23 protein-coding genes are annotated in these 23,003 nt (G+C 58.9%); all 23 read left to right on the top strand.

The genetic code is table 11. The annotated features are described in order from the left end of the window. Positions 1–30 precede the first annotated feature (30 nt). The 23 genes from sdhA (at position 31) to QDI87_RS05760 (ending at position 22,988) form a co-directional block, all read left to right on the top strand. Entirely contained in the window at positions 31–1,938 is a 1,908-nt protein-coding gene (sdhA, locus tag QDI87_RS05870; protein ID WP_036374108.1) for a succinate dehydrogenase flavoprotein subunit, read from the top strand. An 18-nt stretch (positions 1,939–1,956) separates the two neighbouring features. After that, a complete protein-coding gene (sdhB, locus tag QDI87_RS05865; RefSeq protein ID WP_005841427.1) occupies positions 1,957–2,709 on the top strand; it encodes a succinate dehydrogenase iron-sulfur subunit in 753 nt (250 codons plus the stop codon). 210 nt (positions 2,710–2,919) lie between these two features. Next, positions 2,920–3,414, top strand: a complete 495-nt coding sequence (gene queF / locus QDI87_RS05860) for a preQ(1) synthase (protein ID WP_036374105.1) — start codon at positions 2,920–2,922, stop codon at positions 3,412–3,414. 29 nt (positions 3,415–3,443) lie between these two features. Continuing rightward, positions 3,444–4,268 (top strand): pyridoxamine kinase, encoded by an 825-nt coding sequence (locus QDI87_RS05855; protein ID WP_036374103.1) that lies wholly within the window; start codon positions 3,444–3,446, stop codon positions 4,266–4,268. Between the two features lie 32 nt (positions 4,269–4,300). Further along, positions 4,301–4,963, top strand: a complete 663-nt coding sequence (locus QDI87_RS05850) for a TatD family nuclease-associated radical SAM protein (RefSeq protein WP_036374102.1) — start codon at positions 4,301–4,303, stop codon at positions 4,961–4,963. A gap of 762 nt (positions 4,964–5,725) precedes the next feature. After that, positions 5,726–6,565 carry a selenium-dependent molybdenum cofactor biosynthesis protein YqeB gene (yqeB, locus tag QDI87_RS05845; protein ID WP_036374099.1) on the top strand — a complete coding sequence of 280 codons (840 nt, stop codon included), beginning with the start codon at positions 5,726–5,728 and terminating at the stop codon, positions 6,563–6,565. A gap of 33 nt (positions 6,566–6,598) precedes the next feature. Beyond that, entirely contained in the window at positions 6,599–7,255 is a 657-nt protein-coding gene (locus tag QDI87_RS05840; RefSeq protein WP_051652130.1) for a ComF family protein, read from the top strand. A gap of 136 nt (positions 7,256–7,391) precedes the next feature. After that, positions 7,392–9,077 carry a biosynthetic-type acetolactate synthase large subunit gene (gene ilvB, locus QDI87_RS05835; RefSeq protein WP_036374097.1) on the top strand — a complete coding sequence of 562 codons (1,686 nt, stop codon included), beginning with the start codon at positions 7,392–7,394 and terminating at the stop codon, positions 9,075–9,077. Between the two features lie 33 nt (positions 9,078–9,110). After that, the gene (ilvN, locus tag QDI87_RS05830; RefSeq protein ID WP_036374094.1) at positions 9,111–9,611 is read left to right on the top strand and encodes an acetolactate synthase small subunit; all 501 of its coding nucleotides are present in this window, start codon (positions 9,111–9,113) and stop codon (positions 9,609–9,611) included. Positions 9,612–9,786: 175 nt separating this feature from the next. Further along, positions 9,787–9,993, top strand: a complete 207-nt coding sequence (locus QDI87_RS05825; protein ID WP_036374092.1) for a hypothetical protein — start codon at positions 9,787–9,789, stop codon at positions 9,991–9,993. 100 nt (positions 9,994–10,093) lie between these two features. After that, entirely contained in the window at positions 10,094–10,381 is a 288-nt protein-coding gene (locus QDI87_RS05820) for an HMA2 domain-containing protein (RefSeq protein WP_404810287.1), read from the top strand. 4 nt (positions 10,382–10,385) lie between these two features. Beyond that, on the top strand, positions 10,386–11,039 hold the full coding sequence (locus QDI87_RS05815; protein ID WP_036374086.1) for an HMA2 domain-containing protein: 654 nt from the start codon (positions 10,386–10,388) through the stop codon (positions 11,037–11,039). Next, complete coding sequence (locus tag QDI87_RS05810) at positions 11,036–13,135, top strand: heavy metal translocating P-type ATPase (RefSeq protein WP_036374083.1); 2,100 nt, start codon at positions 11,036–11,038, stop codon at positions 13,133–13,135. The genes QDI87_RS05815 and QDI87_RS05810 overlap by 4 nt, the downstream gene beginning before the upstream one ends. A gap of 199 nt (positions 13,136–13,334) precedes the next feature. Continuing rightward, positions 13,335–13,622 (top strand): zinc-ribbon domain containing protein, encoded by a 288-nt coding sequence (locus QDI87_RS05805; RefSeq protein ID WP_036374080.1) that lies wholly within the window; start codon positions 13,335–13,337, stop codon positions 13,620–13,622. Between the two features lie 170 nt (positions 13,623–13,792). Next, on the top strand, positions 13,793–14,578 hold the full coding sequence (locus tag QDI87_RS05800; RefSeq protein WP_036374077.1) for a basic amino acid ABC transporter substrate-binding protein: 786 nt from the start codon (positions 13,793–13,795) through the stop codon (positions 14,576–14,578). 173 nt (positions 14,579–14,751) lie between these two features. Continuing rightward, positions 14,752–15,417 (top strand): amino acid ABC transporter permease, encoded by a 666-nt coding sequence (locus QDI87_RS05795; protein WP_036374074.1) that lies wholly within the window; start codon positions 14,752–14,754, stop codon positions 15,415–15,417. After that, positions 15,404–16,123 (top strand): amino acid ABC transporter ATP-binding protein, encoded by a 720-nt coding sequence (locus tag QDI87_RS05790; RefSeq protein WP_036374071.1) that lies wholly within the window; start codon positions 15,404–15,406, stop codon positions 16,121–16,123. Before QDI87_RS05795 ends, QDI87_RS05790 begins: the two co-directional genes overlap by 14 nt. A gap of 197 nt (positions 16,124–16,320) precedes the next feature. Continuing rightward, a complete protein-coding gene (locus QDI87_RS05785; protein WP_005841449.1) occupies positions 16,321–16,521 on the top strand; it encodes a cold shock domain-containing protein in 201 nt (66 codons plus the stop codon). Between the two features lie 274 nt (positions 16,522–16,795). Further along, positions 16,796–17,341, top strand: a complete 546-nt coding sequence (gene hpf, locus QDI87_RS05780) for a ribosome hibernation-promoting factor, HPF/YfiA family (protein ID WP_036374065.1) — start codon at positions 16,796–16,798, stop codon at positions 17,339–17,341. 104 nt (positions 17,342–17,445) lie between these two features. Then, positions 17,446–18,312 carry a ChbG/HpnK family deacetylase gene (locus tag QDI87_RS05775; protein ID WP_036374479.1) on the top strand — a complete coding sequence of 289 codons (867 nt, stop codon included), beginning with the start codon at positions 17,446–17,448 and terminating at the stop codon, positions 18,310–18,312. A 96-nt stretch (positions 18,313–18,408) separates the two neighbouring features. Beyond that, positions 18,409–21,051, top strand: coding sequence for a preprotein translocase subunit SecA (gene secA, locus QDI87_RS05770; RefSeq protein ID WP_211248162.1), 2,643 nt, complete (start codon positions 18,409–18,411; stop codon positions 21,049–21,051). A gap of 81 nt (positions 21,052–21,132) precedes the next feature. Beyond that, positions 21,133–22,239 (top strand): peptide chain release factor 2, encoded by a 1,107-nt coding sequence (gene prfB, locus QDI87_RS05765; RefSeq protein ID WP_036374059.1) that lies wholly within the window; start codon positions 21,133–21,135, stop codon positions 22,237–22,239. 65 nt (positions 22,240–22,304) lie between these two features. Further along, the gene (locus QDI87_RS05760; RefSeq protein ID WP_172674649.1) at positions 22,305–22,988 is read left to right on the top strand and encodes an LmeA family phospholipid-binding protein; all 684 of its coding nucleotides are present in this window, start codon (positions 22,305–22,307) and stop codon (positions 22,986–22,988) included. The last annotated feature ends 15 nt before the right edge of the window (positions 22,989–23,003 follow it).

Raw genomic sequence — 23,003 nt, 5'->3', positions numbered from 1 at the left:
GATACGCTGTGTAAGAAAAGGAGAATATAAATGGCTAAGAAACCAGAAAATAAGATTATTGTCGTAGGCGGCGGCCTCTCGGGCCTCATGGCTACGCTGAAGATCTGCGAAGGCGGCGGCAAGGTTGACCTCTTCTCTTACTGCCCGGTCAAGCGTTCCCACTCCCTCTGTGCACAGGGCGGCATCAACGCCTGCATGGACACGAAGGGTGAGCATGACTCGATCTACGAGCATTTCGATGATACGGTCTACGGCGGCGACTTCCTCGCTGACCAGCTCGCTGTCAAGGGCATGGTCGAAGCTGCACCGAAGCTCATCAAGATGTTCGACCGCATGGGCGTGCCGTTCACGCGCACGGCTGAAGGTGTTCTCGACCTCCGTAACTTCGGCGGCCAGAAGAACAAGCGCACGGTCTTCGCTGGCTCCACGACGGGCCAGCAGCTCCTCTACGCTCTCGACGAGCAGGTTCGCCGTTGGGAAGTAAAGGGCGGCGTCAAGAAGTATGAGTTCTGGGAATTCATCAAGATCATCAAGAACAAAGAGGGCATCTGCCGCGGTATCGTCGCGCAGAACATGAACTCCAATGAGATCGTCTCGTTCCCGGCTGACGTTGTCATCCTCGCAACGGGCGGCCCTGGCCAGGTATACGGCCGCTGCACGGCTTCGACGATCTGCAACGGTTCGGCTGTTTCCGCTGTTTACCAGCAGGGCGCTGAGCTCGGCAACCCGGAGTTCCTCCAGATCCATCCGACGGCTATCCCGGGTTCCGACAAGAACCGCCTGATGTCCGAGGCTTGCCGCGGTGAGGGCGGCCGCGTCTGGGTTTACCGCAAGAACCCGCAGACGGGCGAAAAAGAGCGCTGGTACTTCCTCGAGGATATGTACCCGGCATACGGCAACCTCGTACCGCGTGACGTTGCATCGCGTGCCATCTACAAGGTCGTCGTCCACATGGGCCTCGGCATGCACAACCCGAACCGCGTCTACCTCGACCTCTCGCACATCCCGGCTGATTACCTCGAGCGCAAGCTCGGCGGCATCCTTGAGATGTACAGCGACTTCATGGGCCAGGATCCGCGCAAGGTCCCGATGGAGATCTTCCCGTCGATCCACTACTCGATGGGCGGCATCTGGGTCGATCGCGAGCATCACACGAACATCCCGGGCCTCCTCGCTTCCGGCGAGTGCGATTACCAGTACCACGGCGCAAACCGCCTCGGTGCAAACTCGCTGCTGTCGGCAACGTACTCGGGCACGATTTCTGGCCCAGAGTCCCTGCGCCTCGCACGCAGCGGCAAGCTCGGCTCTGCCCTGACGGCAGAAGAGCTCGAGGCTGCCCGCCAGGAGTGCGTCGCAGAGTTCGACAAGATCCGCAACATGAACGGCACGGAGAATGCGCATAAGCTCCATCATGAGCTCGGCGACATCATGTACAAGTACGTCTCCATCGAGCGCGACAACAACGGCCTCAAAGAATGCGTCAAGGAACTCAAGGAAATCCTCAAGCGCTGGGACAACATCGGCGTTACGGACCACGGCACTTGGGCAAACCAGGAAGCGATGTTCGTCCGCCAGCTGCGCAACATGATCATCTATGCGATGGCCATCACGCAGTCCGCTCTGCAGCGTGACGAGAGCCGCGGTGCTCATGCGAAGATCGTCCTGAAGTCCGATTACGATAAGATGGACGACCAGCTCAAGGAAGCCCTCACGAAGAAGTACGGCAAGTTCCACTTCGACGCTGAGACGGGCCGTGGCACGACGGATGACGGCAACGACGACCTCGTATTCTTCGAGCGCAACGATAAGAAGTTCATGCGCACGACCATCGTTACCTTCGACCAGGAGAAGGAAGAGCCGGTCGTTTCCTACCGTGAATTCGAGCACTCTCTCATCAAGCCGCGTCTGCGCAACTATGCCGTAGCTAAGAAAGAGTAAGAGGGAGGACAAATAGAAATGGCAGAACAGAAAAAAGTCAGAATCATCGTCGAGCGCCAGGACGGCCCGAAAGAGAAGCCGTACAACCAGGAGTTCGAGATCGACTATCGTCCGGGCCTCAACATCGTTGCTGCCCTGATGGAAATCCAGAAGAACCCGGTAACGGTCGACGGCAAGAAAGTCCCGCCAGTGACGTGGGAATGCAACTGCCTCGAGAAAGTCTGCGGCGCCTGCATGATGGTCATCAACGGCAAGGCTCGCCAGGCTTGCTGCACGCTCGTTGATACGCTCAAGCAGCCAATCCACCTGCAGCCGGCCCGCACGTTCCCGGTCATCCGCGACCTGCTCATCGACCGCTCCGTCATGTTCGAGAGCCTCAAGCGCATCCACGGCTGGGTCGAAGTCGACGGCACGTGGGAGGTCAAGGATGCTCCGATCCAGAACCCGTACACGGCACAGACGGCCTACGAGATCTCGCACTGCATGACCTGCGGCTGCTGCCTCGAGGCCTGCCCGAACGTCGGCCCGCAGTCCGACTTCATCGGACCGGCTCCGACGGTACAGGCTTACCTTTTCAACCTCCATCCGCTCGGAAAGTTCGACGCTCCGAAGCGCCTGAACGCACTGATGGAGAAGGGCGGCATCACGAGCTGCGGCAACAGCCAGAACTGTGTCGAAGCTTGCCCGAAGAACATCAAGCTGACGACGTATCTCGCACAGCTCAACCGCGATGTCAACAAGCAGGCCCTGAAGAATATCTTCAATCACTGAGCCTGATAAGACTGAGCAACGAGAGCCCCGCATCACGATCCTCGGATTGGGTGCGGGGCTCTTTGTATGCTCGGTGTATGCTCGGTGTACGCTCGGCGTATGCTCGGTGTGACGAGCATGCTTGATTATTTTTTTAGGATTCGCTATGATAGGAGTTATAGATTCAGACGTTACTGATTACGATTCAATGGATATATGGAGGGACGCTCATTGTCACGCGATAAATCCCAGGAGGACATCACGCTCCTCGGCAAGAAAAATGTCAAATACCACTACGATTACTGTCCGGAGATCCTCGAGACGTTCGAGAACCGTCATCCGGACAATGATTACTGGGTCAAGTTCAACTGCCCGGAGTTCACGGCGCTCTGCCCCATCACGGGTCAGCCGGACTATGCGACCATCTATATCTCGTACATCCCGGGCCGCCGGATGGTCGAGAGCAAGTCGCTGAAGCTCTACCTCGTGAGTTTCCGCAACCACGGCGATTTCCACGAGGACGTCGTCAATGTCATCATGAAGGACCTCATCCGCCTCATGGATCCGAAGTACATCGAGGTCTGGGGCAAGTTCCTGCCGCGCGGCGGCATCTCGATTGACCCGTACGCCAACTATGGCCGTCCGGATACGAAGTACGAGCGGCTGGCGGAGCACCGCTTCATGGAGCACGACCTCGTCGCCATGGATAAGGTCGACAACCGCTGAAACAGGCAGGGGAGGACGCAGATAGAGAAATGAAACGACAAAAGCGAATTGCGCTCGTCAACGACATCACTGGCTTCGGGCGCTGTTCTGTCACGGTGGAACTGCCGCTCATATCGGCCATGAAGATACAGGCCTGTCCCTTGCCGACAGCCATCCTCTCGGTCCACACGGGCTTTCCCGACCATTACCTCGACGATTACACGGAGCGCATGGCGCCGTACATCGCGAGCTGGGAGAAGAATGGGCTCGCATTCGACGGCATCTGCACGGGCTTTCTGGGGTCGGCCGAGCAGATAGCCATCGTGCTCGACTTCATCCGGCGCTTCAAGGGGGCGGGGACGCGCGTCATGGTCGACCCTGTCATGGGCGACTACGGCAAGCTCTACCCGTCGTACACGCAGGAGATGTGCGACAAGATGCGCAGCCTGCTCGGCGTAGCGGACCTCGTCACGCCGAACCTCACAGAGGCCTGCCAGCTGCTCGACATCCCGTATCCCACGGACGGGATTGTCACGGACGATGAGCTTTGCGAGATGGCAGAGGCCCTAGCGGCGCGCGGACCGAAGCAGGTCGTCATCACGGGGCTCCACGAGGGTGACACCATCAAGAACTTTCTCTACGAGGAGGGCAAAATCGCCATCGTGCGCGCGCCGAAGATTGGCGGCGACCGCAGCGGCAGCGGCGATGCCTTCGCCGCCATCGTTGCGGCGAGCCTGATCCGCGGCGAGGAGCTGGAGGCAGCCGTCCAGAAGGCCGCTTCCTTCATCAGCCGCTGTCTCGCCTATGCGCTGGAGCTCGACTTGCCATGGAATTACGGCCTGCCGTTTGAGGAGTACCTGACCGAGCTTCGCTGAGGCGTTTTCTTTTGTTTTTGGGAGGGATTTCCATGATTGTCTATGCAACGCATGCCGGCGGCAAGTACCTGCCGCTCGATGAATCCTTGCGCGTGCAGCCGAAAGGCAAGCGCAACCTTTACATCAACATCACGAACCACTGCAACTGCGCCTGCACGTTCTGCCTGCGCACGATGAAGCACATGGCCGAGCAGTCCTCGCTGTGGTTCAAGGGCAAGGAGCCGACGGTCGAGGAGGTCAAGGCCGCACTCGATACAGTTCCCTGGGATTACATCAAGGAGGTCGTCTTCTGCGGCTTCGGCGAGCCGACGATGCGCCTTGATGTGCTCTTAGAGCTCCTGCGCTACGTCAAGCAGCATCATCCGGAACTGCCGACGCGTCTCAACACGAACGGCCTCGGCGAATTGGAGAACGGCCGCGAGTTTGCTTCGGAATTCCAAGGCATCCTCGACACAGTCTCCATCAGCCTCAACGCGTCGAACGCTGAGCGCTACTTCGAGCTCACGCGCGCGAAGTTCGGCGTCCAGTCGTACGACGCGATGCTGACCTTTGCGCAGCACTGCAAGCCCTACGTGCCGAATGTCGTCCTGACGATCGTCGACCACGTCGAGGGGCCGGAGGAGATTGAGAAGTGCCGAAAAATCTGCGAGGAACGCGGCCTGACGCTGCGCGTGCGCCCGTATGAAGATTCTTGAGGCGTCGTTACGATCTTGAGTGCCTGAGCAGATATCCTGGCAATACAACCGAATCGGCACAACAAAAGCGGCTTACATTTCTCTCGTAAATGTAAGCCGCTTTATACGTAGTTAACCATAAATAATGTGATCCTTCTTCAATATTCTGTTGTCATCTAGCAAATTTCCCTCGCGAACAGGAACTTTGCAAATATCTCATCATGCTCAGCTGAAACAGTTGTGATCTCAAAATCACGTTGTGCACATCTGGTTCATCTTGGTCCGTTACCGATAACATAGGAGATACCGACTACTTCTCGATGGATTCTCGATGATTTACCGTTACCCAGGGTTGCGTTCCTTCAATCCAGTTACTGACGTTGCGCTCCAGACTTCCATTGGCATCGAGCACGACTGGCGGCCCCTGGCCATCATTACGTGCATTCCCCGCGCTATGGATATTCTTGTACTTCACCAGTGCGCTTGCTAGTCAGGATGGAGAGAAGTTCTGCTCATCATAATCTTCAATAACCATCCACATCCTTTCGTGTAAGGTTTTGAAGAGCGCCTTTTTCGGCAGGACATGCACCTTCTATCTTTCGACCTCCAGGACTACTCGGCGGTGGTTTGCTTGTCCATCTCCTCTTTACAGTTATATTATAACACGTGTGTCAGACAATTGCAATGCTTTACACAAGGCTGACAAAAATAAATTATTTCAGGTAGATTGTGTCAATTTATAGTATAATAGAGGAAAGACTTTAGGGAAAGAAGGTTCCATCTATGAAACACCTGATCATTGTCCGCGGCGGCGGCGAACTGGGCAGCGGCATTGCGCACTGCCTTCATCGCGCGGGATTCCGCGTTCTGATCCTCGAACAGAAGAAGCCGACGGCGACGCGGCGCAAGGTCACGTTCTCGGATGCCATGTACCGCGGTGAGTCGGAGGTTGAGCGCGTCAAATGCTATCGGGCCAAGAGCATCGAGGATGCGCAGAAGCGACTGAAGAAGGGGGAGATCATGATGATCGCCGATCCGGAGGCCAAGTGCGTGGCTGCCCTCAAGCCGGATGTGCTCATCGACGCCATCGTCGCCCACAAGAACCACGGCAAGGAGAAGGGCCTGGCTGAGCACACGATAGCGCTCGGGCCGGGCTTCTGCGCGGGCCGCGATGTCGATACCGTCGTGGAGACGGGACGCGGTCACAATCTCGGCCGCCTGATCTACGAAGGCTATTCTTCGAAGGACCTCGACCACGGCAATGGCACGGTCGGAGAGAACCCGAACATCGAGCATCTCGTCTTTGCCCCGGCCGACGGACGCGTCGAGATGCTGCGCACGATCTCACTGATGGTCAAGCAGGGCGAGGTCATCGGACAGCTCCACGTCAAGGACGGCGAGGCCGTCGAGATCAAGGCGACGATCGACGGCGTCCTGCGCGGCGCCATCTACGATGGCAGCAAGGTCGAGGCCGGTCAGAAGATCGCTGACATCCACCCGACGATGGGGCAGGAAGAGTGCTACACGATCTCGGACAAGGCGCGCTGCATCGGCGGCTCTGTCCTTGAGGCCGTCATGGCCTGGGAGAGCGAGAAGCCGAAGCATCGCTTCTTTGGCCACTGATTCCTGCCGGTTAGCAGATGAGGAGATGATGCGATGGGAAAGGGTGTTATCCAGTCTGTCCTGGACTTTCTCTTCCCGCCGCGCTGCCCGGTCTGCCGCGCTTACGTCGAGCAGCTCGGCGACTGGTGCCCCGCCTGCATGAAGGAGGCGCAGCAGCCTCATGCCATCCTGCTGCCCGCTCTATCGCAGCGGTTCATCGGGGCGGTATGGGCGCTCGGCATTTACCGCGGCGGCCTGCGCAGCCTGATCCATGCGCTCAAGTACAGGAAGAAGCGCAGCGCCCTGCCGTGCATTGCTTCGTTCCTGCAGGCGAGCAGCTTCGTGCTGCCTGAGGGCGTCGACGTCGCTGTGCCGGTGCCGCTGCATGAAGCGCGCTATCGCCAGCGCGGCTTCAATCAGGTCGAGCTGATTTTCGGGGAATGGCTCAGCGCACACGGCATCACCATGGAGCAGGCCCTCGTGCGCACGCGCAAGACGGAGCCACTCTACAAGATGGCGCGGCAGGAGCGGAGGAAGAGTCTTCAGGGCGCGTTCTCTCTGGCCTCAGGCGCAGACGTCCGGGGGAAGCACATCCTGCTGCTCGACGACATCCTGACGACGGGCGCGACGCTCTCTGGCTGTGCTGCTGTCCTGTGCCAAGCCGGGGCTGCGCGCGTCGATGCGCTCGTCTTTGCCAGCGACCATCGCTGAGTGGCATGGGATTCCATTCTGAGAAAACTTGGCTATTTCGGTTGTAATATTGTATACTCCTGTTGTATAATTAAAGAATCCCATTTTCAATTGGTCATTTGTTGAATTCAAGATATAAGGGGGCTTTCACTTGTTGATGAATGGTGCAGAGGCTGTGCTCACGAGCCTGAAGAATGAAGGCGTGGACGTCGTATTCGGTTACCCCGGCGGCGCGGTGCTCACGCTCTACGATGCTGTCTATAAAATGAAATTCCCGCACATCCTGACGCGCCATGAGCAGGGCGCTGTCCATGCGGCGGACGGCTATGCGCGCGCGACGGGCAAGGTCGGTGTCGTCTTTGCGACGTCCGGCCCTGGTGCGACAAACCTCGCCACGGGCATCTCGACGGCTTACACGGATTCGGTCCCGCTCGTCTGCATCACGGGACAGGTGGCGAATCCCTATATCGGCAAGGACTCGTTCCAGGAGGCCGATGTTTGCGGCATCACGACGCCAATCACGAAGCACAATTATCTCGTCAAGAAGGTCGAGGACCTGCCGCGCGTGCTCAAGGAGGCGTTCTACATCGCCCGCACAGGCCGTCCTGGCCCGGTCGTCGTCGACGTGGCCAAGGATGTCTTTGACACGAAATTCGACTACTCGTATCCGGAGGCGGTGCACCTGCGCGGCTACAGCGGTGAGAACATCGGCGACGAGAGCGAGATTGACGCTGTCGTCGAGGCCATCCGCGCGGCCAAGAAGCCGCTCGTCTTTGCGGGCGGCGGCATCATCCTCTCGGATACCTCAGAGCCAATGCGCGACATCGTGCGCCGCCTCGGTGTGCCGAGCACGACAACGCTGCTCGGCCTTGGCGCCATCCCGGCCGACGAGAAGGGCTATCTGAGCTTTGCGGGCATGCACGGCTCGTACGGTGCCAACATGGCCATTCAGGAATGCGACCTTCTACTCTGCATCGGCATGCGCTTCAGCGACCGTGTGACGGGCAAGGTCGATGAGTTCGCGCCGCACGCGAAGGTCGTCCACTTCGAGATTGACCGCGCTGAGATCAACAAGAACGTCAAGGCCGACTACAGCGTGCTCGGCGACCTCAGCTGGTCGCTGCCCCTCCTGCGCGACAAGCTCAATGCGTGCGAGGATGACTTTGCCTCTAAGTTCGCTCCGTGGCTCGAGCATGCGCTCGAGCTCGAGGCAAAGCATCCGTTCGGCTATCGCGAGGAAGGCGATGCCATCAAGCCGGGCGCACTCATCAGCAAGGTCAGCAGCCTCATGGGCCGCGATGCAATCGGCGTGACGGATGTCGGCCAGCACCAGATGTGGGCGGCACAGTTCTTCAAGGTCTACAAGCCGCGCCACTTCCTGACGTCCGGCGGCCAGGGCACGATGGGCTACGGCCTGCCGGCCGCGATGGGTGCCAAGATCGGCTGTCCGGATTCCCCTGTCGTCCTCTTCACGGGCGACGGCAGCATCATGATGAACTGCCAGGAATTCGCGACGCTTGCTGACAACGACATCGACGTCAAGGTCGTCGTCATCCGCAACGAGATCCTCGGCATGGTCGGCCAGTGGCAGCGCCTCTTCTACAACCACCACTACTCGCAGTCGGAGCTCAAGGGCAAGACGGATCTCGTCAAGCTCGCGGAGGCCATGGGCGTCAAGGGCTACCGCCTGACGAAGAAAGAGGAACTCGAGACGCGCCTGCCGGAGATCCTGGCGGAAAAGGGCGCCGTGCTCATCGATGTCGTCATCCCCGAGGAGGAAGACGTCCTGCCGATGGTGCCGGGCGGCAAGCGCCTGGACCAGATGGTTCTCGGCTATCTCTGAGATTTCGCGTAGTTGGGTGTAGGAGGAAAAAAGATGAAGAAATACCTGCTTGCCGTGCTGGTCGACAACAAACCGGGCGTCCTGACGCATGTGTCGGGCCTCATCAGCCGGCGTGCCTTCAATATCGAGAGCATCTCGGCCGGCTATACGGAAGAGCCGGATGTCACGCGCATCAACATCGTCGTCTCTGTTGAGTCGGAGGGCGAGCTGGACCAGGTCATCCAGCAGCTCAGCAAGCTCATCGACGTCATCAAGATCGTCAACCTCAGTGAGGAGGATGCGATCGAGCGCGAGCTCGTGCTCATCAAGGTCGCGGCAACGCGCGAGACGCGCAGCGATATCATCAACGTTGTCAACATCTTCCGCGCGAACATCGTCGATGTCACGCCGGAAGACATCGTCATCGAGCTCACAGGCGCACAGAGCAAGATCGACGCGCTCTGCGAGGTCCTGCAGGAGTACGGCATCATCGAGATTGCCCGCACGGGAGCCATTGCGCTCTCCCGCGGCCCAATCCCTGTCAAGAAGATGTGATTGGCTGAGAAAGCCATTCAGGATAAAGATCACGCATGCTTCATCTGAGGCATGCGTGATTTTTATATTCTTTGACAATGATTCCCATTAGTGATAAGATAAAAAAGCAAGACATCTGTCTTGTTCCAGCGATGGGCAGCACAGCCTATCAGAAACGAAAAGGAGGATGGATACGATGTTCCAGAAAACCGACTTTTGGATTGGCCTCGCAGTAGGTGCTGTGGCTGGCATCTTTGGCTACCGCTTCATGCAGGAGCGCGAGCAGCAGATGGCAGCTATGCAGCCGGCTGCACCGGCAGGCGAGATTCCTCTTGCTGAGCTCCAGCGCCAGAAAGAAGAACTCGAGGACCTCATCGCAGCCCAGCAGGCAAAGAAGAACTGATTTCTTGCAGAATGAGGGGGGAGACTGCCAAGACTTTTGGCAGTCTCTTTCTGTAAATGATATTCTGTCATACGTCAAGGGAGGAACTATCTTGAATCTCATGGGAAGTCTGCAGATCCCTACGAATAAACTGGACCTATTCATCCGTTCTGTCGAGATCGCTTCATATCTGCCTGGGCGCATCCGCCTGCGCAGCCAGAAGCTCCGGGGCAACCTGGAGCTCGAGCGCCAGGTGCAGCGTGAGCTTTGTGCGTTCCCAGAGCTCACGCGCGTGGAGACGAGCATCGTCACAGGCTCGATCCTCATCCACTATGAGCCGGAGACGCTCAGGCGGAATCCCGACCTGCGCAAGGTCGAAGAATATATCATGGCGCATGCAAGGAGGTAACTTAATGTCATACGTATCTGGTTTCATGATGGGGGCGGCAATCGGCAAGAGCATCCGGCAGATGTTCGGCGGCTCTTCCGCTGCAGCTCCATCCGACAATCCTGCTGTGGGACGTCGCGGCAGGGCAGCTAATCTGCCGCGACAGGCGGCGGCCGTTGGAGGCGCGCCGTCCTTTGCGCTCGTGTCGACGCTGCCGGGGCGCCGCCGCTACCGTGCGGCCCGCATCGCGCCGTCGATTGCGTCTCTACTGGAAGAGCGCCTCGCGGCGATGGATTTTGTCAAGTGCGTCAAAGTCAATGCGGTGAGTGGCAGCATCCTCATCGAGTTCGATGAGAAAGACAATTTGCGCGTCGATGGCCTGGCTGCCTGGATGAAAGAACACCTTTTCGCTTCTTCCGCCTTGGAGGAGGATGAGGCCGCTTCGTCGCCGGATGAGTCGCATGCCGGCAGGGTCACGCGCAGCGTGCGCAATACCGGCCGCGCGTTCTCGGCCTGGATCAACCGCCACACGGCTGGCTGGTTCGACATGAGCTCGCTCGTCTCGCTGCTCTTTGCGCTGCGCGGCCTGCGCAAGGTGCTCATGACGTATTCTTCCCCATCGGGAGCGCAGATGCTCTGGTGGGCTCTGTCGTTGATGAGAGGATGGCGTACAGTATGATGTATGGGAGCTGTTATCTTCATCTGCAGACCGCATTGCCGCGCGAAGAGAGCGCGATGCTGGCTGCAAAGATCCGCCGGTTCCGCGCGGTCCGGGCGGTGACAGTTGCGGATAAGCGCGTCCAGATATGGTATCGGGAGGCACTGCCCATCCGCGAGATCCAGAAGCTGGCCATCGCGACAGTGCGGCGCGTGCAGGAAGCCGCTGTGACGCCTTCGGAACGCCTGGCGGGATACCGCCGTGATGCGATCTTCTCACTAGCCAGCTTTGCCGGCATGGAGGTCTTGAAGCGCACGTCGCCGCAGCTCTTCTGGAGCATGAAGGTCGTGCGCAGCCTGCTGGTGCTCGCCATCGCGCGCAAGTTCATCCAGAACGGCGTGCAGGGCATGGTCAAGGAACACCGCCCGAATGCCGACACACTGACGGCTACGGCCGTCATCGCCTCGGTGCTCGCCGGCAAGCCGGAATCGAGCCTGACGCTGCTCGCCATCTCGAATGGTGCGGAGATGCTCACGAGCTATGCGGCCGAGCGCGCCCGCACGCAGATCTCTGGCTTGTTGTCCCTCGACCAGCGCTATGTCTGGCTCGTCGATGGCGAGGTGGAGCGCAAGGTGCCGGTCGAGCAGGTCAAGGCCGGCGACATCATCGCCGCGCATACGGGCGAGAAGATCGTTATCGACGGCCGCATTATCCGCGGCGATGCCGCCATCAACCAGTCATCGATCACGGGTGAATCGAATCCGGCCATGAAGCACAAGGGGATGCCCGTCTATGCGGGCTCCGTCGTTGAGGCGGGCGAGCTCGTCATCGCGGTCGAGAAGGTGGGCAAGGATACAAGCCTCGCGCATATCGTCCACCTCGTCGAGGAGGCACAGACGCGCAAGGCACCCGTGCAGAACTTCGCCGACCAGATGGCGAACTTTCTCGTGCCAATCTCATTCCTAGGTGCGGCCATCGTCTACGGCGCGACGAGAGACTGGCAGCGTGTGCTGAACCTCCTGTTCATCGACTTCTCCTGCGGCCTCAAGCTCTCGACGGCGACGGCCATCTCGGCGGCCATCGGCGCTGCGGCCAAGCGCGGCATCCTGGTCAAGGGCGGCAATTACATTGAAGCCCTGGCCGAGACGGATACGGTCGTGCTCGACAAGACGGGCACACTGACGGTCGGCGTGCCGCAGATCGCTTTCGTCAAGACGGCGGGCGGCGTGACGGAGAAGGAAACGGTGTTGCTCGCCGCTTCGGCGGAACTGCACTCGGTCCACCCGCTGGCTGTCGCCATCCAGAAGTACGTCAAGGAGCACGATTGGCAGACGCCGCACCACAAAAGCTCCAAGACCATCGTGGCGCGCGGCATGCAGGCGGAAGTCCCTGATTTTGACGGCTTCCCGGGAGGCGTCATCCGCGTCGGCAGCAAGAAATTCCTGCGGGAGAACGGCATCGCGGATGATGCGCAGCTCGATGCGGGACTGCTCGGCAAGAACCTCCTCTACGTCGCCCGCGACGAGAAGCTCATCGGCGTCATCGGCATTGAGGACCCAATCCGCCCGAAGATGAAGAAGACACTCAACCAGATGCGCCGTTATGGCATCGACGAGATCGTCATGCTGACGGGCGATAGCAAGGCCGTGGCACAGGAAGTCGCGCGCAGCATGGATATCGACTCGTACCATGCGGAGATCCTGCCGGAGGACAAGTCGAGCTACGTCAATAAGCTCAAGCAGCGCGGCACGGTCATGATGGTCGGCGACGGCATCAACGATGCGCCGGCGCTGGCCTTTGCGGATGTCGGCGTGTCGCTGGGCGGGCGCCAGACGGATATCGCGGCGGAATCGTCGGCCGTCACGATCCACTCGGAAGATCCGTCGCGCCTCATGGAGGCGCTGCAGCTCGGCCGCCGCACGATGGATCTCGTCCAGCAGAACTTCATGGCGACGATCCTCGTCAACAGCGGCGCCATGCTGCTCGGTGCGCTTGGCAAGATCAATCCGCTCTGGGCGGCTGTCATCCACAACACGGCAACCCTGGCCGTTGTGCTCAACAGCTGCCGGATCCTGCGTCCGCAGAGAAAGAGCCGGCTGCGCCGCAGGGCTGCCTGACAAAAAGCTGGGATTCCCCAGCTTTTTTGTTGCGCGATACTGGCAGAAAACTCTTGAAATAAAAATTACTTGCACTTTACGGACTTTGCCTATATACTATCTTATAGACGTTCTATTTTCTTCGTATATCTGCATTGACTGCATTGAGGGAACCGGACATCTGATGCGTTATTCTATTTTTCAGTAAGGGGATTATCTTATGGCTTTCCAGGACAAGACACTCACGTGCAAAGAATGTGGCAAGGAGTTCATCTTCACCGCCGGTGAACAGGAATTCTACGCTGAGAAGGGCTTCGAGAACGAACCGGCTCGCTGCCGTGATTGTCGCGACAAGCGCCGCCGCAGCCGCGAGGGCGGCGAGCAGCGCCAGATGTACAAGGTCGTCTGTGCAGAGTGCGGTAAAGAGACGGAAGTTCCGTTCGAACCGAAGAACGACCGCCCGGTGTACTGCCGCGATTGCTTCAGCAAGAGAAAGGCACAGCACTGAGAGGCAGTCGGTCGAAATTTTTTCGTGAGACTGGCATGATATACGCGATTATGGTATAATGAATCGCGTGAGAGCGACGAGGCCCGGATCCATTTCCGGGCCTCATTCTCTGAAAGAATCCATGAAGAGTTATGAAAAGCTTGAAAAGCTATGGAGGGAGAGGAATCTTTATGAAATTCAAGAAGTTATTCGTCCTTCTGGCAGCCTGCGTCTTTGCGACGTTTGCACTGGCTGGCTGCGGCGGCAGCAACTCGGCATCGTCGGGCAGCGGCTCGAGTGCCAAGGTGCTCAAGGTCGGTTCGTCCATCGACTTTGCGCCGTTCGAGTTCCAGGATGAAGGCCAGAAGGAATACCAGGGCTTCGATATGGACCTGATCCGTGCCATCGGCAAGGAGATGGGCTATGAGGTCGAGATCCAGAACATCGGCTTTGATGGCCTGATCCCGGCTATGCAGGCCAAGAACATCGATGTCATCATCTCGGGCATGACGATCAACGACGAGCGCAAGGAAAATGTGCTCTTCTCTGACCCGTACTACCAGTCCGGCCTGACGATGGTCGTCCGCTCGGATGAGCAGGCCATCAAGAGCTTCCAGGACCTCAAGGGCCACAAGGTCGCTGTCCAGATTGGCACGACGAGCGCTGAGGCTGTCAAGAAGCTCGGCGGCGTAGAGGTTAAGGAACTCAACACGCCGGCTGACTGCTTCATGGAGCTCAAGGGCAACGGTGTCGATGCCGTCGTCAACGACCGCCCGGTCAATGACTACTACATCACGAAGAGCGGCGAGACGGGTGTCAAGGCACTCGAAGAGAAGCTGACGGCTGAGGATTACGGCATCGCCATGGCGAAGGACAACACGGAACTGCAGTCCAAGATCAACGAAGCACTCAAGAAGCTCAAAGAGAACGGCGAGTACGACAAGATCTACGCAAAATGGTTCGGTGGTCAGAAATAATCACGGAACCTGCATAAAGAAACACCACGCTTTCGGCGTGGTGTTTTGCTTTCCTGCTGACAATGCACCGACAATCCGTTGACAGGAACAGGGGCAGGAAATATAATAGTAGACAGGTTTTTCCAATTGATGATGATGAATAATTATGAATCCCAATGGTAAGGTGAAAGCAAATGCAGTTTAACTTCGATTTGGTCGTGAATTCCTTCCCGCTCCTGCTCGTGGGCGCGGGCGTCACGATCAAGATCACAGCCCTCTCGGTAGCCCTCGGTGTGGTCATCGGCCTCTTTGTCGGCATCGCGCGCATCTCGCGCATCAAGATCCTGCGCGTCCTCGCGGCAATCTACGTCGATTTCTTCCGCGGCACGCCGCTCCTCGTGCAGATCTTCCTGGTCTACTTCGCGCTGCCGGTCATCACGGGCCAGCGTGTCGACCCGTTCGTCGCGGCCATCGGCTCCTGCGGCATCAACTCGGGTGCTTACGTGGCGGAGATCTTCCGCGCTGGCATTCAGTCGATTGACAAGGGCCAGATGGAGGCCGGCCGCTCCCTCGGCATGACCTGGGTGCAGACGATGCGCTACATCATCGTGCCGCAGGCTTTCAAGCGCGTCATCCCGCCGCTCGGCAATGAGTTCATCGCCCTGTTGAAGGACTCGTCCCTCGTCTCCGTCATCGGCTTCGAGGAACTCACGCGCCGCGGCCAGCTGATCATCGCTAAGACGTATGGTTCGCTGGAGATCTGGATCAGCGTTGCGGTCATCTACCTGGCCATGACGCTGACGATTTCCCGCTTCGTAGCATATCTGGAGAGGAGATACAAGACGGATGATCGACATTGAGAATCTGAGAAAATCATTTGGCGACGTCGAGGTGCTCAAGGGCATCGACCTCACGATCAAGGAGAAGGAAGTCGTCGTCATCATCGGCCCGTCCGGTTCGGGCAAGAGCACGCTGCTGCGCTGCATGAACTACCTCGAGGAGCCGACGTCCGGCAAGGTCAGCGTCGATGGCATCGTGCTTGACGGCGAGGCCAACATCAACAAGGTGCGCGAGGAAGTTGGCATGGTCTTCCAGCGCTTCAACCTCTTCCCGCACATGACGGTCCTCGACAACATCATGCTGGCGCCAATCAAGGTGCGCCACATCACGAAGGCGGAGGCCGAGGACACGGCGCGCAAGCTGCTCGCGCGCGTCGGCCTGGCCGACAAGGCGGATGCATACCCGAGCCAGCTCTCAGGCGGCCAGCAGCAGCGCGTCGCCATCGCACGCGCTCTGGCGATGAAGCCGAAGGTCATGCTGTTCGATGAGCCGACGTCGGCTCTCGACCCGGAGATGGTCGGCGAGGTACTCGACGTCATGCGCAAGCTCGCCGAAGAGGGCATGACGATGGTCATCGTCACGCACGAGATGGGCTTTGCCCGCGAAGTCGGCGACCGCCTGCTCTTCGTCGATGATGGACGCATCATCGAGCAGGGCGATCCGAAGGAAGTCTTCGAGCATCCGCAGGAGGAACGCACGCGCCTCTTCCTCTCGAAAGTCCTCTGATCTCGGATTCCTATGGTGTGCGATGGCCTTTGGCAACCCCGTCCCATCAAGTTGGAGGGATGATAGTCTTCTCCCAGTACAGTTGTGTTAACAGGGAACAATCTCATTGACAACCTCGTAGCGACTCAGTATAATCGAGAGTGAGTCAGGATGTTTTAGCAACCTGATAGGTTTTCGTTACGCTAGGAGGAATCATTATGGTTGGCAAGGTAAAATGGTTCAGTCCTGAGAAAGGCTACGGCTTCATCGCTCGCGAAGGCGGGGATGATGTTTTCGTTCACTTCTCTGCAATCCAGGACGAAGGGTTCAAGACGCTCAATGAGGGTCAGGATGTCGAGTTCGAGATTGTCGAAGGTGCGCGTGGCCCGCAGGCTGCCAACGTCATCAAGACGGCATAAGAACGGATGAAAAGGAGCCAGGTCCCGGTAAAGGACCTGGCTTTTCTTGTATCCTGGCATGTTCGCCTTCCCTTGCGGCCAGATCCTCAATAAAATAATTCGATTTTCCTGATTTGGAAGAAGGGTTTCCTGCGGCTTTGGCGAATACTATCAATATAAACAGAAGACGTCAGGATGAATGGATTATCTGAAGAAAGTGTAACATCCAGCGCTCTGCTTTACTCGATCACTTGTGCCGTTCGTCGGCATAGAAATAAGAAAGGGGATGTGTCGTATGGCAACATTCACTGTAAGAGGCAAGAACATCGAGATCACTCCTTCCCTGCGTGAGTACGTGGAGAAACGCGTTGGCAAAGTCACGAAATACTTTGAGTCCGTCGGCGACATCAAGGTTCTGCTGACCGTTTCGAAGGGGCGTCACATCGTAGAAGTCACTGTCCCGATCCCCGGTGGCATCCTGCTGCGCGGCGAGGAGTCGACGATGGATATGTACACGTCCATCGACCTTGTCGTCGAGAAACTCGAGCGTCAGATCCATAAACAGAAGACGAAACTCTCGCGCCGCCTGCGTTCCGGTCAGTTTAAGACGGAGGAGCTCAAGTCGAGCCCGCTGCCGGATGTACACGATGAGAGCGATACCTATAAGGTCGTTAAGACGAAACACTTCATCGTCAAGCCGATGGATGTCCAGGAAGCCATCATGGAGATGAACCTCCTGAACCACAATTTCTTCGTTTTCCGCGATTCGGAGACAGAGGCTGTCAATGTTGTCTACCGCCGCAATGATGGCAATTACGGCCTCATTGAGTCGAATAACTGATTGCATGCAGCGAGACTGAAACGAGAGGAGCCTGTTCACAGGCTCCTTTTTCCATGCCATTCACAGAGAGATAAGGACGAATGTACAAGAAAGAGGTGCCTGTCTTGCGATACATCATCATCAATGCCGACGACTTTGGCCGCCATGCGGAGATCAACCGGGCGGTGGAGCAGGGGCTTGTGCATGGCTGCCTGCGCTCGGCGACCGTCATGCCGGGCGGCGCCGCCTTTGCGGGGGCCATCGACATCGCGCGCCGCCACGAAGCGCTCGGGCTCGGTGTGCACTTCACGCTCGTAGACGGCAATCCCATCCTGCCGCCGTCAGAGATCCCTTCGCTCGTGGCAGAGGATGGCCGCTTCCTGCCCGACCACACAGCGCTTTTGAGGCGCTACCTGAAGGGCGGCGTCAACCTCGAAGAGGTGCGCCGGGAACTCGCTGCACAGCTTCGGAAGGTCGAGGCGACGGGCGTGCCCATCTCGCATGTGGACAGCCATCAGCATATGCACACGCTGCCCGGCATCATCGACATCGTGCTGGACCTCGCGGTAAGCGCGCGCATCGGGGCGGTGCGCGCGCCGCGCACGCCGCTCTTTGCCGGTGCGTTCGGCGGCCTCGGGCAGCTTGTCGGACGGCTCGGGCTCAGCACGCTGGCACAGCTCGCCGCCGTTAAGGCGCATCGCCGGGGGCTCGCGGTGACGGAGCACTTTGCGGGCATCGTGGCGGGCGAGGCCGTCAGTGAGGCGGAGCTACTCAAGCTCATCGCGCATCTGCCGCAGGGCACGACGGAGGTCATGATGCATCCGGGCACCTGCAATGAAGTGCTGCAGGAAGACAGCGGATGGCAGCATGACTTTGAAGAAGAGCTGCGCGCCATCACCTCGCCGCGCGTCATGGCGGCCTTGCGGGAAGAAGAGATCGAGCCAGTCAACTTCCGTCATCTCAAAGGCGCGGCGGCGCAAAGGGGAAATTGACTTCTAAAGGTCAGTCTGATAATATTGTAAGGTAGGTTAACTATCGGGGACTGGGCGCGCAAGAGGCGTTCCTATACGCAGTAAGGAGTGATTTGGTTGCTGGGATTCATCAAGAGATTCTTAGGTGACAATAACGATAAAGAGATTGCCCGCTATCGCAAGGTGGTCGAGAAGATCAATGCACTGGAGCCGCAGATGCAGGCTCTCACGGATGACAAGCTGACGGGATACACCAACAAGTTCCGTGAGCGCCTCGCGAATGGTGAGACGCTTGACGATATCCTGCCCGAAGCTTTTGCTGTCGTCCGCGAGGGTTCGCGCCGCGTGCTCGGCATGCGCCACTTCGACGTTCAGCTCATCGGCGGCATGTGCCTGCACGAGGGCAAGATCGCTGAGATGCGCACGGGCGAAGGCAAGACGCTCGTCGCGACGCTGCCGGTCTACCTCAACGCCCTGACGGGCGAGGGTGTCCACATGGTCACGGTCAACGACTACCTGGCCCGCCGCGACAGTGAGGACATGGGCCGCCTCTACCGCTACCTCGGACTGACGGTCGGCCTCGTCGTGCACGACATGGACTTCCCGGAGCGCAAGTTCGCGTATAGCCGCGATGTCACCTTCGGCACGAACAACGAGTTCGGCTTCGACTACCTGCGCGACAACATGGTCATCTACCCGGAGCAGATGGTCCAGCGCAAGCTCCACTACGCCATCGTCGATGAGGTCGACTCGATCCTCATCGACGAGGCGCGCACGCCTCTCATTATCTCGGGCCCTGGCGCCAAGTCGACGGACATGTATGCCGTCATGGCCAAGGCTGTCGCCGGCCTCAAGGAAGGCATCGACTACACGGTCGACGAGAAGCAGAAGACGGTCGCGCCGGCCGACAACACGATCCCGAAGGTCGAGAAGATCCTCGGCATCAACAACCTCTACGCGCCGGAGAACATCGAGCTCTCGCATTGCTTCACGGCAGCGCTGCGCGCCAAGGCCCTGATGAAGCGCGACCGCGACTACGTCGTGCGCAACGGCGAGATCATCATCGTCGATGAATTCACGGGCCGCCTCATGGAGGGCCGCCGCTACTCGGACGGCCTGCACCAGGCCATTGAGGCGAAGGAAGGTGTGAAGATCCAGCGCGAGAGCCAGACGCTCGCGACGATCACATTCCAGAACTACTTCCGCATGTACGACAAGCTCGGCGGCATGACGGGCACGGCCAAGACGGAGGAAGACGAGTTCCTCAAGATCTACAATCTGCCGGTCATCGTCGTGCCGACGAACAAGCCGGTCATCCGCAAGGACTACCCGGACCTCATCTTCAAGACGAAGCGCGCGAAGTACAAAGCTGTAGGACGCGCCGTCACCTCGCTGCACGCGAAGGGGCAGCCGGTACTCATCGGCACGACGTCGATCACGCAGTCGGAAGAGCTCAGCGCCATCCTCAAGAAGAACGGCATCCCGCACAACGTGCTCAACGCGAAATTCCACGAGAAGGAAGCCGAGATCATTGCAGGCGCCGGCCAGAAGGGCGCCGTGACGATTGCGACGAACATGGCAGGCCGCGGTACGGATATCAAGCTCGGCGAGGGCGTGCCGGAACTCGGCGGCCTCTTCATCATCGGCACAGAGCGCCATGAGTCACGCCGCATCGACAACCAGCTGCGCGGCCGCGCCGGCCGTCAGGGCGACCCGGGCGCTTCGCGCTTCTACCTGTCGCTCGAGGATGACCTGCTGCGGCTCTTCGCCTCGGACCGCATCTCGGGCATCATGGACAAGCTCGGCATGGACGAGGACGAACCGATCGAGCACAAGCTCATCACGAACTCTATCGAGCACGCGCAGAAGAAGGTCGAGGCGCGCAACTTCGACATCCGCAAGCACGTCCTCGAGTACGATGACGTCATGAACCAGCAGCGCGAGGTCATGTACGGCGAGCGCCGCAAGATCCTCTTCGGCGAGAACCTGCGCGAGAACATCATGGGCATGGTCAAGCACATCATCCGCGCGGAGATGGACCAGTACGCGAACGCGCAGCTCTACCCGGAGGAGTGGCAGCTCGATGGGCTCATCGAGGACGCGGAGAAGATCTACGCGCCGCAGGGCCGCCTCAAGAAGGAAGAGCTTGCGGCGATGAGCCGCGACGAGCTCCAGGAATGCCTCGAGAAGCTCGCCGAGGAGGGCTACCACAACCGCGAGCTGCTCTTTGGCGAGGAGAACATGCGCGAGCTCGAGAAGGTCGTCATGCTGCGCGTCGTCGACAAGAAGTGGATGGAGCACCTCGACCACATGGATATGCTGCGCGACGGCATCAACCTACGCGCTTACGGTCAGCGCAACCCGCTCGTCGAGTACAAGATCGAGGCGCTCGACATGTTCGAGGAGATGGAAGCCGACATCCAGGACCAGATCGCTTCGCTGATGTACCATGTGAGCATCATCACGCCGGAGCAGCAGCAGGAAGCCACCGCAAAGCAGGCCGCAGCACAGCAGCCTGCTGCACAGGAAGCTCCCGCTTCGGAGCAGGACAAGGCCAAGATGGAAGCGATCATCAAGAAGCAGAAGTCGCAGCTGCAGGATCACCTGCAGAACGCACAGGCTTCGCATGGTGATGAGGTCAGCGCGGCTGAAGTCAAGAAGAAGCCTGTGACGAAGGACGGCAAGAAGGTCGGACGCAACGACCCGTGCCCGTGCGGCAGCGGCAAGAAGTACAAGAACTGCTGCGGCAAAGATGAATGACGATAAATGATAGGGGAATGATGCAATGCAGCGAATGCAGCGCATCGCGATGGATATAGATCACGAAGAGGAAAGGATATTATGCTCGAAGATATCAAACCGCAGCTTGGCGAACTCAAGACGAAGCTGGACCAGATGGGCGAATCGCTCGAGGTCCCGGCGAAGGAAGAGAAGATTGCCGAGCTCGAATACAAGATGGGTGAACCGACGTTCTGGGACGATGCAGAGAAGGCCCAGAAGATCAACCAGGAACTCAATGACGTCAAGATCAGCGTCGACAAGTACAAGAACCTCGTCAGCAAGTTCGAGGATGCCCAGACACTCTGGGAGATGGGCATGGAAGAGCAGGATGAGAGCATGGAAGATGACGTCAAGGCGGAGCTCGCATCTGTTGCTGAAGGCCTCGAGGCTCTGCAGCTTGAGGTCCTGCTCTCCGGCCCGTACGATGCCAACAATGCCATTCTGACGCTGCACGCTGGTGCGGGCGGAACGGAAGCACAGGACTGGACGCAGATGCTCCTGCGCATGTACGGCCGCTGGGCGGAGCGCCACGGCTTCACGGTCGAGACGGCTGACCTGCTGCCGGGCGATGAGGCCGGCGTCAAGAGCGCAACGCTCTTCATCAAGGGCCATAATGCCTACGGCTTCCTCAAGTCGGAGAAGGGCATCCATCGCCTCGTGCGCATCTCTCCGTTTGACGCGCAGGCGCGCCGCCACACGTCGTTCGCGGCCTGCGACATCATGCCGGAGATCGATGACAATGTCGAGGTCAACATCAACATGTCGGATGTCCGCGTCGACACGTACCGCGCGTCGGGCGCTGGCGGCCAGCACATCAACAAAACGTCGTCGGCCGTCCGCATGACGCACGAGCCGACGGGCATCGTCGTGCAGTGCCAGAATGAGCGCTCCCAGCTCCAGAACCGCGAGCAGTGCCTCAAGATGCTGCGCGCGAAGCTCTTTGAGCTCGAGATGGAGAAGAAGGAAGCTGAGCTCGCGAAGCTCGAGGGCGACCAGCAGAAGATCGAGTGGGGCAGCCAGATTCGCTCCTACGTCTTCCAGCCGTACACGATGGTCAAGGACCACCGCACGAACGTCGAGACGGGCAATGTCCAGGCCGTCATGGATGGCGATATCGATATGTTCATCCGCGCCTTCCTCGCAGCGAAAGCGAATCATGAAATCTGAGTCTTGTTTGCAGAGGAGTCAGGAGCAGTGCTTCTGACTCCTTGTTCCATTGGCAGGTGATGAAATTGCGAAAAGCCTTGACTATTACGGGCTTGTTCTTCATAATATTAATCGTGCTCGGAGAGCTCTTGCTGCCGACGGTCGTCGAGAGCGCCCTAGAGAGCAGGCTCTCCCAGAAGTTCTCGACGCCGCATGTCGATGTGGAGCTCTCCGCCTCGCCGCGGCTCATGCTGCTGCTCGGGCGGACGGACAGCCTCTCGGTCACGGTCAAGGATGGCCAGGTCGGCCAGCTGCGCGTCCACGAGATGGCGCTTTCCGGCCGCAAGGCCGTGCTCGACATGAGCTCCTTCACGGCGGGACGGCTCGCGCTCGAGCAGGCCGAGGCACTCGACCTGACGGCCATGTTTGACGAGAACGGCCTGCGCGAAGCGCTGGCCCGCAAGATCAACAAAGCGGACAATGTCGAGGTGCACATCACGGATGACAACGTCCTCGTGACGGCTGATACGAACCTCTTGGGGCACAAGGCGCAGCTCTCGCTCGTCGGCCACATCGTGGCGGATGACGGGACGCTGTACTTCGACACGGACCAGTTCGACATACAGAACTCGCCTTTCGGCACGGCGCGCCTCGGTGATAGTCTCGGGCGCATCGCGCTCGTGAAGCCGGAGCAGCTGCCGCTCAAGATGCGCGTCGTCTCGGTGGACCAGCAGGAGGGCAGTGTCATCGTCCGTGCTGGTGAAGAATAATGGTTTTTGAGATAA

Origin of the sequence: Mitsuokella jalaludinii, assembly GCF_928722185.1 — a bacterium.
Taxonomy (GTDB): Bacteria; Bacillota; Negativicutes; order Selenomonadales; family Selenomonadaceae; genus Mitsuokella; species Mitsuokella jalaludinii.
Note: the sequence above shows the minus strand (reverse complement) of the source record. Positions and strands in the feature narration are given on the sequence as shown.